The sequence below is a fragment of the Paenibacillus sp. NEAU-GSW1 genome (assembly GCF_009737085.1).
Taxonomy (GTDB): Bacteria; Bacillota; Bacilli; order Paenibacillales; family Paenibacillaceae; genus Pristimantibacillus.
On sequence record NZ_WOVL01000006.1, the window covers coordinates 178,979 to 196,520 of the forward strand.

Annotated in this window: 19 protein-coding genes and 1 riboswitch; all 19 genes read right to left on the bottom strand. The window is 51.0% G+C overall.

What is annotated here, in order from left to right; genetic code table 11:
- Positions 1–34 precede the first annotated feature (34 nt).
- Positions 35–691 carry an SMC-Scp complex subunit ScpB gene (scpB, locus tag GOM71_RS06265; RefSeq protein ID WP_367649487.1) on the bottom strand — a complete coding sequence of 219 codons (657 nt, stop codon included), beginning with the start codon at positions 689–691 and terminating at the stop codon, positions 35–37.
- Positions 660–1,445 (bottom strand): segregation and condensation protein A, encoded by a 786-nt coding sequence (locus GOM71_RS06270; protein WP_367649488.1) that lies wholly within the window; start codon positions 1,443–1,445, stop codon positions 660–662. The genes scpB and GOM71_RS06270 overlap by 32 nt, the downstream gene beginning before the upstream one ends.
- Before the next feature lie 41 nt (positions 1,446–1,486).
- Positions 1,487–1,957, bottom strand: coding sequence for a 6,7-dimethyl-8-ribityllumazine synthase (gene ribH, locus GOM71_RS06275; RefSeq protein WP_156278893.1), 471 nt, complete (start codon positions 1,955–1,957; stop codon positions 1,487–1,489).
- Between the two features lie 51 nt (positions 1,958–2,008).
- Positions 2,009–3,250, bottom strand: a complete 1,242-nt coding sequence (locus GOM71_RS06280; protein WP_156278894.1) for a bifunctional 3,4-dihydroxy-2-butanone-4-phosphate synthase/GTP cyclohydrolase II — start codon at positions 3,248–3,250, stop codon at positions 2,009–2,011.
- 34 nt (positions 3,251–3,284) lie between these two features.
- Positions 3,285–3,968, bottom strand: a complete 684-nt coding sequence (gene ribE / locus GOM71_RS06285) for a riboflavin synthase (RefSeq protein WP_156278895.1) — start codon at positions 3,966–3,968, stop codon at positions 3,285–3,287.
- 44 nt (positions 3,969–4,012) lie between these two features.
- Positions 4,013–5,113: a bifunctional diaminohydroxyphosphoribosylaminopyrimidine deaminase/5-amino-6-(5-phosphoribosylamino)uracil reductase RibD gene (ribD, locus tag GOM71_RS06290; protein ID WP_156278896.1), complete on the bottom strand. Its 1,101-nt coding sequence runs from the start codon at positions 5,111–5,113 to the stop codon at positions 4,013–4,015.
- A 264-nt stretch (positions 5,114–5,377) separates the two neighbouring features.
- A riboswitch (FMN riboswitch) is annotated at positions 5,378–5,586 on the bottom strand.
- A gap of 143 nt (positions 5,587–5,729) precedes the next feature.
- Positions 5,730–6,161, bottom strand: a complete 432-nt coding sequence (locus tag GOM71_RS06295; protein ID WP_156278897.1) for a peptidylprolyl isomerase — start codon at positions 6,159–6,161, stop codon at positions 5,730–5,732.
- Between the two features lie 170 nt (positions 6,162–6,331).
- Positions 6,332–7,663, bottom strand: coding sequence for a diaminopimelate decarboxylase (lysA, locus tag GOM71_RS06300; protein WP_156278898.1), 1,332 nt, complete (start codon positions 7,661–7,663; stop codon positions 6,332–6,334).
- A 131-nt stretch (positions 7,664–7,794) separates the two neighbouring features.
- Positions 7,795–9,456 carry a spore germination protein gene (locus GOM71_RS06305; protein ID WP_253944725.1) on the bottom strand — a complete coding sequence of 554 codons (1,662 nt, stop codon included), beginning with the start codon at positions 9,454–9,456 and terminating at the stop codon, positions 7,795–7,797.
- A gap of 52 nt (positions 9,457–9,508) precedes the next feature.
- Complete coding sequence (locus GOM71_RS06310) at positions 9,509–9,937, bottom strand: stage V sporulation protein AB (protein WP_156278981.1); 429 nt, start codon at positions 9,935–9,937, stop codon at positions 9,509–9,511.
- Positions 9,930–10,580, bottom strand: coding sequence for a stage V sporulation protein AA (locus GOM71_RS06315; protein WP_156278899.1), 651 nt, complete (start codon positions 10,578–10,580; stop codon positions 9,930–9,932). Before GOM71_RS06315 ends, GOM71_RS06310 begins: the two co-directional genes overlap by 8 nt.
- A gap of 106 nt (positions 10,581–10,686) precedes the next feature.
- Positions 10,687–11,442 carry an RNA polymerase sporulation sigma factor SigF gene (sigF, locus tag GOM71_RS06320; protein WP_156278900.1) on the bottom strand — a complete coding sequence of 252 codons (756 nt, stop codon included), beginning with the start codon at positions 11,440–11,442 and terminating at the stop codon, positions 10,687–10,689.
- 19 nt (positions 11,443–11,461) lie between these two features.
- Entirely contained in the window at positions 11,462–11,890 is a 429-nt protein-coding gene (gene spoIIAB / locus GOM71_RS06325) for an anti-sigma F factor (protein WP_156278983.1), read from the bottom strand.
- Positions 11,891–11,904: 14 nt separating this feature from the next.
- A complete protein-coding gene (spoIIAA, locus tag GOM71_RS06330) occupies positions 11,905–12,258 on the bottom strand; it encodes an anti-sigma F factor antagonist (protein ID WP_156278901.1) in 354 nt (117 codons plus the stop codon).
- A 151-nt stretch (positions 12,259–12,409) separates the two neighbouring features.
- The gene (locus GOM71_RS06335; protein WP_156278902.1) at positions 12,410–13,594 is read right to left on the bottom strand and encodes a D-alanyl-D-alanine carboxypeptidase family protein; all 1,185 of its coding nucleotides are present in this window, start codon (positions 13,592–13,594) and stop codon (positions 12,410–12,412) included.
- A 189-nt stretch (positions 13,595–13,783) separates the two neighbouring features.
- Positions 13,784–15,124, bottom strand: coding sequence for a pyrimidine-nucleoside phosphorylase (locus tag GOM71_RS06340; protein WP_156278903.1), 1,341 nt, complete (start codon positions 15,122–15,124; stop codon positions 13,784–13,786).
- Positions 15,125–15,152: 28 nt separating this feature from the next.
- Positions 15,153–15,323 carry an aspartyl-phosphate phosphatase Spo0E family protein gene (locus tag GOM71_RS06345; protein WP_156278904.1) on the bottom strand — a complete coding sequence of 57 codons (171 nt, stop codon included), beginning with the start codon at positions 15,321–15,323 and terminating at the stop codon, positions 15,153–15,155.
- A gap of 106 nt (positions 15,324–15,429) precedes the next feature.
- Positions 15,430–16,254: a purine-nucleoside phosphorylase gene (locus GOM71_RS06350; protein WP_156278905.1), complete on the bottom strand. Its 825-nt coding sequence runs from the start codon at positions 16,252–16,254 to the stop codon at positions 15,430–15,432.
- A 44-nt stretch (positions 16,255–16,298) separates the two neighbouring features.
- Positions 16,299–17,495: a phosphopentomutase gene (locus GOM71_RS06355; protein ID WP_156278906.1), complete on the bottom strand. Its 1,197-nt coding sequence runs from the start codon at positions 17,493–17,495 to the stop codon at positions 16,299–16,301.
- Positions 17,496–17,542 lie beyond the last annotated feature (47 nt).

Genomic DNA, 17,542 nt, shown 5'->3' on the forward strand with positions numbered 1-17,542 from the left:
ATTCCCTGTTAGTGTAACAACAAACAAGCCCGCTTTATTCAGCGGGCTTGTCGTTATTTTCATATTCATCTTCTTGTTCGGTATGAGACACTGGAATGAACTCGTCAATCGTTGTTTGCCTCTCGCCCAACCGTTCGAAAAGCATTTGCGTTTGTTCTTCCAGCGCCTCGTCCAAATCGACTTGCTTAGGCTCAGGAAGCGCCTTAATGCTTGATAATCCAAAATAATCTAAAAATGATTTCGTCGTTCCGTAAAGGATCGGCCTGCCGATCGCCTCAGCGCGGCCTACCTCTTCAATTAAGTCTTTAGACACGAGAGATTGAATCGCGCGGTCGCTTTTCACGCCGCGAATTTCTTCAATATCGATCCGTGTAATCGGCTGCCTGTAAGCCACGATCGACAGTGTCTCAAGCGCCGCTTGTGACAGCTGCGATCGGGTTGGCGTATAGGCCATCCGTTCGAAATAGGCAGCATGCTCCGGATGCGTCGTAAGCCTGTAAGCTCCCGCCACCTCGGCTACCTGAATGCCCCTTTCCTCACGGGCAAGATCGCGATGAAGCTCATATACCAAATCGGCAGCGAGCTCTTGGTCAAGCTGCATAATATCGGCGAGTTGGCGTTTGTTCAATCCTTCGTCGCCGGCCATAAACAGCAAGCCTTCAATAATCGACTTCAATTTCGGATATTCCACTTTCCGCAGCTTCTCCTCTCCAATGGATAACGATGTCGTCAAACAGCTGATGCTGGAAGCAGCGAATATGTTTCATCTTCATCAGCTCCAGAATGGCAAGAAACGTAACGACGACTTCGTGCTTGTCCATGTTTTCGCGTATGAGCTTGGAAAAGCGCACCGTTTCGAACTGGCGAAGCACTTCGACGATGTCTCGAATTCGGTCTTTTACCGAAATCTCATCCCGTTGCACCGTTGCCACTATATTTCGACGAGCAGCCTTGCGAATCGCTCGCTGGAAAGCTGCAATAATATCCGAAACATGAAGCCCCTCAAGCGGGTTCACGTATTCTTCTTTCAAATACGGCGTCATATCGTCAGGCTCGCGGGAATATACGAGGCTTCGTTCCATCTCTTTTTCCCGAAGTTGTTCGGCAATTTGCTTGAATTTACGGTATTCGATCAGCTTTTGAATGAGCTCGTCCCGCGGATCCAAACCTTCATCGTCTTGCCAATCGTCGAAACCGTCATCTTCAAATACGGGTGGCTTCGGCAGTAACTGTTTGCTCTTGATCGACAGCAAAGTGGCGGCCATCACGAGAAACTCGCTCGTCAGCTCCAGTTCCAGCTCCTTCATCGCATGTAAGTAATCCATGTATTGATCTGTAATCTCGCTGATTGAAACTTCATGGATATCAATTTCAGCCTTGTCGATGAGATGCAACAGCAAATCGAGCGGCCCTTCGAATGATTCAAGCTTGTAAAGCACCGTCACTACTTAATTCACCTCTGACACAAGATAAAGTCAATGATGATTTAATTATGCAGCATTTTCGTTAAATTTGCCATCTCAATTGCGGAAGCAGCCGCTTCATAGCCTTTATTTCCTGCTTTTGTGCCTGCACGCTCAATCGCTTGCTCGATAGAATCGACCGTCAATACGCCAAAAATAGTCGGAACGCCCGTTTTCAGCGCGATTGCCGCTACGCCTTTAGCCGCCTCGTTGCACACGAAGTCAAAATGCGGAGTTGAACCGCGGATAACGGCGCCGAGCGTAATAACTGCGTCATATTTACCGCTCTCCGCCATTTTTTGCGCGATCACCGGAATTTCAAATGCGCCAGGAACCCATGCAATTTCCACATCGCTGTCTTGCGCGCCATGACGCTTGAATGCGTCAAGCGCTCCCGAAAGCAGCTTGCTGGAAATGAACTCGTTGAAACGGCCTACGACAACCCCGAATTTTAAACCTTCCGATACTAAATGTCCTTCATAAACATGTGGCATAATGATTTCCTCCTAAAATGTTTGTTTTGTAGTTAACAGCAAAGCTCGATGTTATATCGAATAATCTTCCAGCTCCAGCATATGGCCAAGCTTCGATTTCTTCGTGCGCAAGTAGCCTTTATTGCTTTCATTCGCTTGCATTTGAATCGGCACCCGTTCGATGACCTCGATGCCATAGCCTTCTAATCCTTTGATCTTGCGCGGATTATTTGTTAACAGACGCATCTTGCGAACGCCAAGATCTTTCAATATTTGCGCGCCGATTCCGTAATCACGCAAATCAGGAGCAAAACCGAGCTTCAAATTGGCGTCGACCGTGTCCAGTCCCTGCTCTTGAAGCGCATATGCTTTCAGCTTATTGATTAGGCCAATACCTCTGCCCTCTTGGCGCATATAAAGCAGAATACCTGAGCCCTCTTCTTCAATTTGACGAAGCGCAGCGTCTAGCTGCGGTCCGCAATCGCAGCGATGCGAGTGAAACACGTCGCCGGTCAAGCATTCGGAATGAACGCGAACCAGCACTGGCTTGCTGGAATCAATTTCTCCCTTTACGTAAGCGACATGCTCCTTGCCGTCCACTTGATTGGTAAAAGCAATTGTGCGGAATACACCGAAATCAGTCGGCATATTTACTTCAACGACCCGTTCTACAAGCTTTTCTTTCTCATTGCGGTAGTGGATCAAATCACGGATCGTAATCAGCTTGAGATTATGCTTCTTTTTGAAAGCGACAAGCTGAGGCAATCTCGCCATTGTACCGTCTTCGTTTATGATCTCACAAATTGCCGCCGCCGGCTCCGAATGGCAAAGCTTAGCGAGATCAATGCCGGCCTCTGTGTGGCCAGCACGCCGCAATACGCCGCCGTCCCGCGCAATCAAAGGAAAAATATGACCCGGCTTGCGGAAATCGCTCGCCTTCGTATTCGGATTGATAAACGATTTGACCGTCTCCGACCTTTCGTACGCGGAAATGCCGGTCGTCGTCGAAATATGATCAACGGAAACAGTGAAAGCCGTTCCGTGATAATCGGTATTGTGGGCAACCATTGGCGGCAGATCAAGTTGCTCCGCCCGCTCTTGCGTAATAGGTACGCATACGAGCCCTCTCGCTTCGGTAATCATGAAGTTGATGACTTCCGGAGTCGTTTTCTCCGCCAGCGCGATCAAATCGCCTTCGTTCTCGCGATCTTCATCGTCCACGACGATGATCGGCTTGCCTGCGATCAAATCTTGCAATGCGGCGTCAATTGAATCAAACTGAGCGTTAAATTCATCTGTATCATGCTGTCCCATAAGTCTTCCCTCCTAGCCTAACCTATTCTATATATTAGAAAAAACCGTTCTCGCTTAAAAATGCAGCGCTTAGCTTGCCTTTTCCGGATGAAGCGCTCTTCGCGGGCGATAGCGGCGACTCTCCGCTTCGGAAATGAAGCAAATGTTCAACGTATTTGCCGATGACATCGCATTCGAAGTTGACCGTTTCACCCGGCTGTTTGCTAAACAGCGCGGTCTCCTTTAACGTATGCGGTATGATGGATATCGAGAATCCGCCCTTATGAACCTCCACAACGGTAAGGCTGATGCCGTCAATCGTAATCGAGCCTTTCGGAATAATGTATCTCATCATATCGTCGTCTGAAGTCCGGATCGAAAACACAACCGCGTTCGCGTCCGACTCCCTGCTTACAATGACGCCCGTTCCATCGACATGCCCCTGTACAATATGACCGCCGAATCGTCCGCCTGCCAGCATGGCCCGCTCCAGATTGACCGGTTGTCCCGGGCGAAGCAATTGAAGATTGGACTTGCGGAACGTTTCCGGCATGACGTCAGCCGTAAATGAGCTTGCGTTGAACGAAGTGACTGTCAGACAGACGCCGTTAACTGAGATACTGTCGCCTATTGCAACACCTTGCATAACGACTGAGGCGTCAATCGTAAGCACCATCGCCTCGTGCTTTTTAGACGCTCGCTGCATCTTTCCGACTTCCTCGATAAGTCCGGTAAACATAGCTCCCCTCCTTACATTAGTGTGACATCAGAATTTCGGCCCTATTACTCGTATACCGGATAGCCAGCTATGGAAATATCGTCCCCAGCCATCTCTACAGCTACCCGCTCCAAAGCGATCGCCTGCGACATTTTCTCAAAGCCGTCGAAAGTGAACGTGCCCGGCGCCTGCAATCCTCCGATAATTTTAGTTGCCATATAAATGATAATTTTATCGATCAGACCGGCTTCCAGCATTGCGCCGTTCAGCTTGCCTCCGCCTTCGAGGAGGATCGATCCGATCTCCAACTCGCCGAGCATACGCATCGCTTCGGCAAGATCGACCTGGTCGCCCTTTCCTGCGCGAATCACTTCGACCCCCGCCGCGATCAGCTTATCCGCTTTTGCATGATCGGCCTGTTCCGTCGTGACGACGATCGTTCGTACGGTCCGATCTGTAACGACTCTAGCTTGTTCCGGCAGCTTAAGCTTGCTGTCAATGATGACCCGAACCGGATGAATGGCAGGCACATCCGCTCTAGTCGTCAATTGCGGATCGTCCGCCAGCACGGTCCCTATGCCAACCATAATCGCTTCATGCTGATGCCGCAGCGTATGCACTTGTTCTCTGGCTGCAGCGCCAGTCACCCAGCGGGAATCACCGGTGCGGGAAGCGATCTTTCCATCCAGTGTACTCGCCGTCTTCAAAGTGACGAACGGGCGTTTCGTCGTGATATACTTGTTGAATTTTTCATTCATGCTGCGAGATTGTGCTTCCATCAATCCGACTTCAACTTCGATGCCGGCCTCACGGATCCGTTCAATCCCTCTGCCCGCTACTTGCGGGTTTGGATCGGTTGTCGCTACGACAACTCTTGCCGCTTTCGCCTCGATAATTCGTTCGCAGCAAGGCGGCGTTTTGCCGTAATGGCTGCAGGGCTCCAGCGTCACATAGACCGTCGCGCCTTCCGCTTCGTCACCCGCCATTTTTAACGCATGAACCTCAGCATGGCCGGTGCCTCTTTTGAGATGCGTGCCGATGCCAATAATGCGGCCTTCCTTGACGACAACACAGCCAACCACTGGATTGATGCCGGTTTGGCCAGCCGCTTTCGCGGCCATTTCGAGCGCAAGACTCATATAATATGCATCATTCAATACTTCCATAACGCAAAAACACCCCAATCGGCGCAATTGGCCAACGGGGTGATAGAAATTGAGAGCCGCTCGAATGGAGAACAGAAAGAAGAACGATCAAACAGAAACGACTTCGCCGTTATAGCCGGGCGGAGCTTCGTTTCGCGTCGAAAAATAAGCGTAGTATATAAAAAATCGTATACCGTCTTATATTTTCAAACAAACTTGCTGCACTTGTGAAAACAAGCACAAGCAAATAAGCATGAACGCTTCAATCTCTAAAGCACGTCGAGCATTCTCCTTCTCCCATCCAGACTATACTGTCGGTCCCGGATTTACACCAGGTCCACCGTTCTGCTTCGCCGCTTGCGCTTAAGCGCTCAACGACTTGAAACAGCCCGGGTCACGGACTGACGGCAGCTAGCGCATCGAGGTTGTCCTCTTAGCCAACTAACTGACCGATCACCGCCGGTTGGGAATTGCACCCTACCCCGAAGGAAACTGCTTTATTAATGTTTGTAACTATGTTTGTATTTCGTTTGATTGATGAAATGTTACCACTAAGAAAATGAAAATGCAAGTAAAAAAGGCGGATAGGATGGAAATCCTGTCCGCCTTTCTGATCCGGGACAAGCCCGGCGCAATATTATGCTTCGTAAACTTCAACTTTCTCCATCTTGTCGCGTCCTTTGAACGCGTCAACATGCTCCATCCCTTTAGCAACTTTACCGAAGACCGTGTGTTGGCCGTCCAGGTGCGGTTGCGGCTGATAGCAGATGTAGAATTGGCTGCCGCCAGTGTTACGGCCAGCGTGCGCCATAGCGAGCGTTCCGCGCTCATGCTTGTTCGGATTGATCTCGCAGTTGATTTGGTAGCCAGGACCGCCAGTGCCAGTGCCGCTAGGGCAGCCGCCTTGAGCGACGAAGCCTGGAATGACACGATGGAATACGAGACCGTTATAGAAACCTTCGTTCGCCAGCTTTTCAAAGTTGGCTACTGTGTTGGGAGCGTCCTGATCAAACAGGTCGATTACAACCTCTGCGCCGTTTTCCAACGTCAATTTCGCTTGTTTTGCCATAATTAAACATCAACCTTTCTGCATCGAATGAGAAAAACTTCTATCGAGGTAATTCGGTGAGGAATGACCGCTAATAGATGAAGTTTTTATCGCCAAATAGAAATAGTTATTTGATTGCTTTGAAACTATTTCATTCTATTGTGGTAACCATACGTTATCAGATTTCGCCCTTACTTAGCAAGTTCTGCCTTGCTGAGGCGAGCCGGAATAACGTCATTGCATACGATGTTTTCAAGCGATTCGCGTTTAACGACAAGATCGGATTGACCGTCTTTCACGAAAACGACAGCCGGACGGCGGATACGGTTGTAGTTGCTCGCCATCGCATAGTTGTACGCTCCTGTGCAAAATACTGCAAGCGTATCGCCGATATTCGCTTTAGGAAGCTCCAGATCGATGATCAGCTTGTCGCCGCTTTCGCAAGCTTTGCCCGCAACTGTAACGACTTCCTCTTTCGGGTCATTCGCACGGTTAGCCAAAATCGCTTCGTATTGCGATTGATATAGCGCCGGACGCGGATTATCCGTCATACCGCCGTCAACAGCGATATATTTGCGTACGCCTGGAATTTCTTTTGCTGTACCGATCGTGTAAAGCGTCGTACCTGCGTCGCCGACCATACTGCGGCCCGGTTCAACCCAAATTTCAGGCAGCGGGAATTCTGCTGCAGTAAAGTTTGTGATGATCGCATCCGTAATAGCGCCGACATATTGCGCGATCGGAAGCGGAGTATCCCCTTCTACATAACGGATGCCGAAGCCGCCGCCAAGGTTGATAACTTTAAATGTCAGACCAAGCTCTTTGCGAATTTCAACGGCAAACTGCGACACTTTGTCAACAGCCATACGGAAGCCGTCTACTTCGAAAATTTGCGAGCCGATATGCGAGTGAACGCCAAGAACCTCAAGGTTTTCAAGCGTCAGCGCTTCTTGAATCGCTTTTTTCGCGGAACCGTTCGCAAGGTCAAAGCCGAACTTCGAATCTTGCTGGCCTGTCGAAATGTAATCATGCGTATGCGCTTCAACGCCCGGAGTAATCCGGAACAAGATTTTAACTTTTTGGCCTTTGTCAGCAGCAAGCGCATTCAGCAGGTGCAGCTCAACAAAGTTGTCCACGACGAAACAGCCGATTTTAGCGTCAAGCGCCATGTTGATTTCTTCCGGCGTTTTGTTGTTGCCGTGGAAATGAATGCGGTCAGCAGGGAAGCCTGCTTGCAAAGCCGTGTGCAGCTCGCCGTCGGATACGACGTCAAGCGAAAGGCCTTCTTGCTCAGCGATCGCGCACATTGCCATTACGCTGAACGCTTTGCTGGCGTAAGCAACCTGGAATTTCAGCCCGGAAGCTTTGAATGCTTCTACATATTCAGACGCGCGCTGGCGAACGAGACCTTCGTCCACGACGTACAGCGGCGTGCCATATTGTTTAACTAGATCGGTCGTGTCAACTCCGCCGATTTCCAAATGCCCTTGCGCATTGATTTTGCTCGTTCCGTGCAAATACATGTATTATTTCCTCCTCGAATACCTATCCCAAATTGATAGATTAAAAATAGTTACGATACGAACGAATATCACCAGTATATCGTAATCTATTACGGAGAGAAATGGATAATTTCACAATTGATTTGCATTTTTTATTTTTGATTGTCTCGACGGGGCATTTTATCCCGCTGCTGCGCCCTTAAAAGGTTCGGTCTCGTGCGGTTTTTCAGCACCGGCTGGCGCACGATAATATTCCACATCGCCTTAAAGTCAAATGGAATCAACGGCCACATATATGGACGGTTGAACGAGCGCTGCAGGCATAGCATCAGCATGACGGCAGTCGACGCGATCATAAAGCCAGGCACCTGGAATGCGGCCACCGAAACGATCAATATAAGCCTCACGATCCGGTTTGCCAGCCCCAGCTCATAGCTCGGCGTCGCGAACATTCCAATGGCCGCAATCGCCATATAGAGGATTACCTCATTGATAAACAAGCCCGTCTGTACCGCTATATCGCCAATCATAATGGCGGCGACTAACGACATGGCGGTAGCGAGCGATGTCGGCGTATGTACCGAAGCCATGCGAAGCAGATCGACGCCAACTTCGACGAGCAGAAACTGAATAACGAGCGGCAGCATGCCTGTTTTCTCCGGGCCGAGAAATTCGAGCGCAGGCGGCTTTAGTTCCGGATGCAGGACAAACAGCAGCCAGATCGGAAGCAGGAACAGCGAAGCTCCGATACCAAGAAACCGCACCCACCGCAGATAGGTGCCAATGAAAGGCGTCTGCCTGTTTTCTTCCGCATGCTGCACAAGATCAAAGAAGGTTGTCGGCAAAATCATGACGCTTGGCGATGTATCCACAAACACAGTTACCGCCCCCTCCAACAGGTGGGCTGCGACAACGTCGGGACGTTCGGAGTAACGGACGAGCGGATACGGATTCCAGCCGCGTTGTACCGTTGCCTCCTCCAGCTGCTTGTCCGCCAACGGCAAACCGTCGAGATGGACGAGACTGATTTTATCCTTGATCGACTTCAGCAATTCTTTATCGACCAGATCATCGATGTAGGCGATGCATACGTCCGATTGCGTCCGTTCGCCTACTTGCATCAGCTCGTAACGGAGCTGCGGATCCCGCACCCTTCTGCGGACGAGCGAAATGTTGACCATCAGCGTTTCGGTGAAACCGTCGCGAGAGCCGCGGACGACACGTTCCAAAGACGGCTCTTCCGGTCCGCGCTGCGGAAAATTTTTGGCGTCGATAATTAAAGCGCTCGATTCCTTGTCGATAAAAAATGCGGTATCGCCGGCCAGCACCCGAGTCAGCATCTTATTCCAATCCGTCTCCGGACTTACTTGCGAAGCCGGCACATACAAATCAAAAAAGGATTGGAAAGCGTGGCCGGACAGCTCATCGGGCTGCAAATACGTCAGCCGTTTAATAATATCGGTCAATAAGGCGCTTTGCGCCAAACCGTTCATAAAGAACATTGCCGTCCGCCGGTCACCGAACGTCATCTCGCGAACGACGACGTCGAAGCTTGTCCCGAACCCCACTTCATTGCGAAGACGCTCAAGAACATCGTCTAGATTGCTTGGAATGCCTGTATTCGCCGTTTTGTCCGCAGCAGCCCTCTGCTCCTGCCGGTACGGTTTCAGTTGTTCATCCCCTTCATCTTCGTGAACAGAAATCGCCGCTTTCGTTCCCGACTCCTCGTTCATTTGATCTGTCGGAACGATTCCGCCCGGCGGCATATTTCGATCCGCCGTTCCTTCATGCTGTTCCTTTTGCCAATCGGACATACTCAGCCGCCCTCTTCCTTCAATCGATTTTCGATATTTCCGTTCAGCTCGATTACCACTGATAATAGAGCCAATCAAACAAGGAGCCTACTGTCTTTCCTAGCACCATTGCCATAACAAGACCCACCATATAATCGGATAAATTCATCCGCTTGGCCAGAATTGGCAGTACATTCATCACTTCCGTCAGCGCGGCGGCCAGCATGCCGATAAAGACGCCGGAAAGCAGTCCGGTAAAGAGCAGTGCAAAGGCAGACGGCAGCGCCAGCTTCCAATTGAGAAAGTCGGCAAATGTCCAGTACATCGACCCGCAAATAATAGCCGTCTCGAACCAGACAGACATTCGATAAGCGCGCGCAATCTGGGCAAGACGCGGAATTAAATCGAATACGATCAGCAGAGCCACCATCCCGCTTCCGACTGCAAGTCCCCCGGACAAGCCGATGAGCGCAGACAACAGATTGCCGGCAATGTCAGCCATCATCGCCTTCCCGCCCTCCGCTTGCCACATATTTTTTACGCATTTCATCGGCTATAACATAAGCGTTTACGTTCTCCTGATACGTATACAGCTCCACCTCAAGCGGGTTAGGCTCCTCATTGAACCGCTTGCGGAACAAATGGTTGAAAAACAAAATCATGCCGAGCCCGATGCCAAGCGAATACGGAATTTGAAACCAAAGCGGATGCTCATTGCGGTGTCCGGTAATCAACTCCACAATGCGGATATGCACCTCCCGCATGCTCACATCGGTATGAAAATTCATAATCGCCAGCCCTGCGCCAAAAAACAGCAGCAGCCATGCGAATACGAGCACAACGATACGAGGCTTGACCGGCTTTGCGGAAATCATGATAAGCACCTGCGGATCGCCGTATGCTTCTACTGTCAGCGAAGGCTCTGCGACGCGAATCGCCTTGACGATTTGAAGCAAGTCAATAACGACGCGATTGCCGTCCGACTTGGAATGCCGGTACAGCATTAACTCGGATAGCTTCTGCTCCTGTTCCTCGTCCATGGCCAGCAGCCTTGCCGCTAGACCGAGTGTCACCGGCTGTCCGGGCCGGATATAGATTCGTTTTTTCAGACGCAGATAGAGAACCGCTTGTCGGGATGCGTCCATCTGTCATCAGCCTTTCTCGGATGGATTCACTTCCCTTTTAGTATGAGAAAAGGAGGCGGCGGATAGTCATCCCTTCATAGGTAAAAAATGCAAAAGACCAAACCGCCTATTGGGCGATTTGGTCTCGAATCGACTGCAATATTTTTTTCTCTAGCCGCGAAACTTGCACTTGAGAAATGCCGAGCCGGCTGGCTACCTCGGACTGCGTTTTATCGCGGTAATAGCGGAGAAAGACGATGAGCCTCTCCCGTTCGCTAAGACCTTCGATCGCCTCCACAAGCGCAAGCTTGTCGAACCAGCGCTCTTGCGAATCGTCGGCAATCTGATCCATCAGCGTTATCGGATCGCCATCGTTTTCGAACACCGTCTCATGTATCGACGTCGGCGGCTTGTTCGCTTCTTGCGCGAAGACGACATCCTCCGGCGTAATGCCAAGACGGTCGGCAACTTCGCTGATGGTCGGAAGACGGCCTAACGTTTTGGACAATTCATCTTTCATTTTCCGTACCCTATTGGCCGTTTCCTTCAGCGACCGGCTCACTTTCAGCGTTCCGTCGTCTCGGAGAAAGCGCTGAATTTCGCCGATAATCATCGGAACGGCGTAGGTGGAGAACTTAACGTCATACGACAAATCGAATTTATCGACGGACTTCAAAAGCCCGATACAACCGATTTGGAATAAATCTTCCGGTTCATAACCGCGATTTATAAATCGCTGAACGACCGACCATACGAGCCGGATATTGCATTGAACAAGCGTATCTCTTGCTATCGTGTCGCCAGACTGGCTTAACGCAATAAGCCGCTTTACTTCCGCGTCATCCAAATACGGCTGAGCCGTTTGCTTCAAATCCACATCCATGAGGTTCAACCCCTATGCGCTAGTTGTATAGCGCTTTTTTCGATTCGATTCGCTTAAGCATCGCAATGCGGGTGCCCCCGCCGATATCGCTGGAAACGTCGAAACGATCCATAAAATTTTCCATAATCGTAAAGCCCATGCCCGAGCGTTCCAGCTCCGGCTTTGACGTATAAAGCGGCTGGCGAGCCAATTCCAAATCTTCGATGCCGCGGCCATGATCGCTAATAATGATCGATACCGCATCGCCTTCAATTGAAGCTTCAATCGTAACTTTGCCTTCCGGATTGCTGTCGTAACCGTGAATAATCGAGTTCGTTACAGCTTCCGAAACGGCTGTTTTCAGATCGTTAAGCTCATCAAGAGTCGGATCAAGCTGAGATACGAATGATGCTATTGCCACGCGGGCAAAGGCTTCGTTCTCCGAGCGTGCGCTAAAGGTAAGCGTCATTTCGTTGCGTCCGTTCACGAGACCACCTCCAAACTTGAAATCGCCGTTCGTTCATTGTCATGAATCTCCAATATTTTGAACAGGCCTGACATTTCAAACAGCCGATATACGTTCGGATTAACGTCACAGACGACCATCTTGCCGCCTTTGCTCTTCACTTGCTTGTATCTGCCGAGAATGACGCCAAGCCCTGAGCTGTCCATAAATTGCAGCTCCTTAAGACTCAATAAAATGTGAAGGCTGGCGCCGCGCGCGATCGCTTCCTCCATTTTGTAACGTACGACATCGGCAGTGTGATGGTCCAATTCCCCCCGCAAACGCACAATGAGCACATTCCGGTAATGCTCTAATTCCGCTTGCAAACTCATAATCGCAGTTCACTCCTTCAGCTACGCATTTGGATCGATACTGCATTTCTCCACATTGGAGCATGTTTCCTGCAAGGCGACAAAACTAGAAGCATACCGCTAGAAGGCGACAATTACTGCCGCTTTGCCGTATTTATGCGGTCATTGTCGACTACGTAAACAAACCGCCGAGCGAACGCTGCATCAGCTTCCACCAACCGGCTTTATCCACCGATTGCGGAGCGTCAATCGGGAATTCCTTCAACACTTGATCGCCCTGGTACACGATCAGCTTGCCGATTGGCTGTCCGATTTTGACCGGCGCTTTCAGCGTATCCAGCTGCAGTTCGTAGCGGATATCTGCCGTAGGCGTGCCTTTCTTGAGCAGTACGCTGTACGGATGTTTGGCTACAATCGGCAATTCCGCTGCCGCGCCCTTCTCAATAGCGACATTGCCGATTGAATCGCCCTCTTTAAAGATCGAATGGGTCGTATATTGCGCAAACGCATAATCGAACATTTGCGAAACCTCTGCATTGCGCGTCTTCGTATTCGGTTCCCCCATCACAACGGCGATTACGCGCAAATTGTCGCGTCTAGCCGTTGCCGATAAGCAAAACTTCGCCTCGGTCGTAAAACCGGTTTTCAAACCGTCCGCACCGGAGTAGAACCGTACAAGCTTGTTCGTATTGACGAGCCAGAACGGCTTCTCTGACGTTTTACGCAAGTAGTCTTGATACAGACCGGTGTATTTCGTAATTTCCGAATGCTTCAGCAGCTCTCTCGACATGACCGCGATGTCATGCGCCGAAGAATAGTGATCCGACGTCGGCAGCCCGTTGCAATTGGCGAAATGAGTTTCCTTCAGCCCTAGCTGCTGCGCTTTCTCATTCATCTTCGCGACAAATTGCTGCTCGGAGCCGGCTAGCTTCTCCGCCATAGCGACGGATGCGTCATTGCCCGAAGCAAGCGCGATTCCTTTAATCATATCGTCGACCGTCATTTCTTCGCCTGGCTCCAGAAAAATCTGCGAGCCGCCCATGGAAGAGGCATACTCGCTAGCCTGTACTTTATCGGTCAGCTTGAGCGTGCCGTCGTCCAGCGCTTCCATAATGAGAAGCATCGTCATAATTTTCGTGATGCTTGCCGGGGGCAGCTTGTCATTGCTGTTTTTCTCATAGATGATCGTACCGCTGTCGGCGTCCATCAAAATCGCAGAACGGGCGGATGGCGCCAGGTCTGCGGCTGCACCAGCGTTGGATCCTGCAGGAGCCTTCTCCTCCGCATATGCTGCGACAGGCACAGCAAGCGCGATTGCGATTGTAAGAATGAACAGTTTTAAACATCTTTTTCTCATGGCGGGTCCTCCCAAAGATGATGCGGTTCGTAGACCGCAATTCGGCTATATTTTCCTTTTCATTGTTTACGGTTTTTATGGAAAATATTCCATGAGAAGCAAAAAACACAATCCCTTTCCCGATTTTCAGCAAACATAAAAAAGGCGATTCCGGAGTGTTTGCTCCAGAACCGCCATTCGGCAATCATCCTATTCACTTTCTGAATTGCGGGAAACACCGTCCGCCGTTACGATTGACAGCAATAACGGCCTTACAGACGGCGTTTCGGCCGAGATCGCATACGCCGACCGAACTTTCGCGGCGACATCATTAGCAGCTTCCCCGCTCTCACGAGCATGAAGCACAGCGAGTGTTTCTCCCTCGCTTACAGGATCGCCAACCTTTTTCCGCATGACGATGCCGACAGCATAGTCGATCTCTGCTTCCTTCGTCGCTCGGCCCGCTCCAAGCAGCATGGCTGCGGTACCGAGCTGCTCCGCATGAATCGCCTGCACATAACCGGCTTGCTCCGCTTTCACTTCGATGTGCAGCGGCGCGGATGGCAAACGGCCGGTATCGTCGGCAACGGCGCCGTCTCCACCTTGTGCTGCTACGAATTGGCGGAATTTATCCAATGCCGCGCCGCTGTCGAGCTTCTCGCGAAGCAAAGCTTTCGCTTCCTCAACAGTTTCCGCTTTGCCGCCCAGCACGGTCATATGCGCACCGAGCGTCAAACATAGCTCCGTCAGATCGTCCGGCCCTTTTCCTTGCAGCGTTTCGATCGCTTCCTTTACTTCCAGCGCATTTCCGATCGCAAAGCCAAGCGGCTGATCCATGTCGCTTATAATCGCAGCCGTGTTGCGTCCAACCTGTGTGCCGATGTCTACCATCGCCTGCGCGAGCTGCTCCGATTGCTCCAGCGTTTTCATAAAAGCGCCGCTGCCGGTCTTCACATCAAGCACGATCGCGTCCGCACCGGCCGCAATTTTCTTGCTCATCACAGAGCTCGCAATCAACGGGATCGATTCTACTGTCGCCGTGACATCGCGAAGCGCATAAAGCTTCTTGTCGGCGGGCGCCAAATTGCCGCTTTGACCGATGACAGATAGCCCCAGCTCATTGACCTGGTTAATAAACCGCTCGCGTGACAGCTCGGTTTGAAACCCTTCAATGGCTTCCAGCTTATCGACGGTGCCGCCTGTATGGCCTAGACCACGTCCGGACATCTTCGCCACCGGTACGCCGGCGGCAGCTACAAGCGGCGCAATAATTAATGTCGTTTTATCGCCGACGCCTCCGGTGCTGTGCTTGTCCACTTTTATGCCTTCGATCGGCGCTAGATCGACTTGATCGCCGGAATTAGCCATCGCCAAAGTTAGCGCTGCTGTCTCGGCAGCCGTCATCCCGCGAAAAAGAACAGCCATCGCCCATGCCGACATTTGATAATCCGGTATATCGCCCTCGCAATAGCCGTCAATTATATAGGTCAACTCCGAGGCGGTCAATTCGCCGCCGTCTCTTTTTTTATGAATCAAATCGACTGCGCGCATGTTATTCACTCCTGTCCGCCCTGGCGGATCATCTGGATTTCACCAATTCCCGACGCTCTTCTTGCGCTTGAATAATGAGTTTGTCGAGTGATTGGCTTAATTGAAGCACTTCAATGTTCAAAAAATTTTGCTTTAGCATTGCAATTTCTACCATTTCTTCGCGCAATTTCTCCATTTCGATGAGCAATTGCTTTTCCATGTCACTTCACTCCATCGTTCTGTAATCATGGACATTATACGACGGTTGCCGTGATGAAACTGTCATAATCCGTCGACAAGAATGTTACAATACTGTTACAAAAACTTTAAAATTTTGGTAATAACGCCTTCACCAGATCGAGAAATTGGGACTTGACTTTTTCGGTCGTCTCCATAACTTCAGCATGCGACAACGGCTGGTCTAAAATGCCGGCTGCCATATTGCTTATGCATGAGATGCCAAGCACTTCGATCCCGGAATGCCGAGCTGCAATAACCTCGGCCACTGTCGACATTCCGACAGCATCCGCGCCAAGAACGCGAAGCATGCGAATTTCCGCAGGCGTTTCATACGTTGGACCCAACAATCCGGCGTATACGCCTTCGCGAATCGTCAGTCCTTGGCTGGCGGCAATTTCGCGTGCTGCAGCACGGAGCCTTTTACTGTAAGCTTCCGACATATCGGGAAAACGAACGCCAAGCGCATCATCATTGGGTCCAATAAGCGGATTTTTGCCGGTCAAATTAATATGATCGGAAATGAGCATCAAATCGCCAGGCTCATATCCGGTGTTTACGCCCCCTGCCGCATTCGTGACAAGCAGCGTCTTGACGCCAAGCGCCTTCATGACACGCACCGGAAATGCGGTCAATTCCGGGCCGTACCCTTCATACATATGAAAACGGCCGCGCATGAGCACAACCGATCTGCCAGAAAGGCTGCCGATCAGCAGCTCGCCTGCATGGCCTTCGACAGTCGACAAAGGAAAATGCGGAATTTCGCGATAATCAATCGTCGTCGCATTCTCCAAATGATCGCCCAGTACGCCAAGTCCAGAACCCATAATGAGCCCGATTTCAGGTTTGATCGCCGTTTGCGCAGCGATATAAGATGCCGCCTCGTTAATTTGCGCCGCAGTCATTTGGTTCATTTGTCACACTCTCCCATACTATCTTTTATTTACGAGCCGATTGCCTACGACTTAATATTCCGAACGCTGAGCAGGTCCAGAAAGCTCGTTCCGTTCGAGGGCGATTTAACGCCGAAATTGTCAGCGATCGTAGCACCGAGATCCGAATAGGTTGCGCGAGGCTGCAGCAGTCCGGGCTCGGCAAAAGCAGGACTGTACAGCAGCAGCGGCACGTATTCCCGGGTATGGTCCGTCCCCGGATGAGTCGGATCGTTGCCGTGATCAGCCGTAACGACGAGCAAGTCGCGCGGGCCTATTTTTGACTCCAGCTCCGGAACGGCCGCGTCGAACTGCTCCAGTGCCCCCGCATAGCCTTTCGGATCGCGTCGATGACCGTACAACGAATCGAAATCAACAAGATTGGTGAATAACAGCCCTTTAAACGGCTTGTCCAACGATTCAATCGTTTTGGCGATTCCATCGGCGTTGCTTTTCGTCGGTGTAGATGCGGAAATGCCTTCGCCGTCGAATATATCGTTTATTTTGCCGATGGCAATCGTATCGAAGCCTCCCTCTTTCAAGGCGTCCAAAACCGTCGGCGCTGGCGGCTTCACCGCATAGTCATGCCGATTGGGTGTTCTTGCGAATGCTCCCGGAACGCCCAGATAAGGCCTTGCAATTACGCGTCCGACGGCATATTTGTCGTCCATCGTCAGTTCGCGGGCAATTTTGCAAGCGCGATAAAGCTCTTCAAGCGGGATCACTTCTTCATGCGCGGCTATTTGAAATACGCTGTCGGCCGATGTATATACAATCCATGCACCGGTCTCGAGCTGCTCGCGCCCCAGCTCATCGAGAATTTCCGTTCCGCTTGCTGCTTTATTGCCGATTACTTTGCGGCCTGTACGTTGTTCAAACGCGGCGATCAACTCGCCCGGAAATCCGTCAGGAAACGTGCGGAACGGCGTTTGAATGCGCAGTCCCATTAACTCCCAATGACCGGTCATTGTATCCTTGCCGACCGATGTCTCCGCCATTTTGCCATAGTAAGCAGCAGGAGCACCCTCGCCCGGTTTCCATTCTCCCAGAGAGGCGATGCGATCCAGTCCCCACCGGCGCATATTAGGCAGTGAAATGTCCGGCACGCGTTCAATAATATGACCTAACGTATGCGACCCTTTGTCGCCGAATTGCTCTGCGTCGGGCAGTTCGCCAATGCCTACGCTGTCAAGCACGATAACCGCGATGCGATCGAATTTCATAGTAAGACACTCCTTACATCAGGATCTTTGAACGGAGTTCAAAGTCA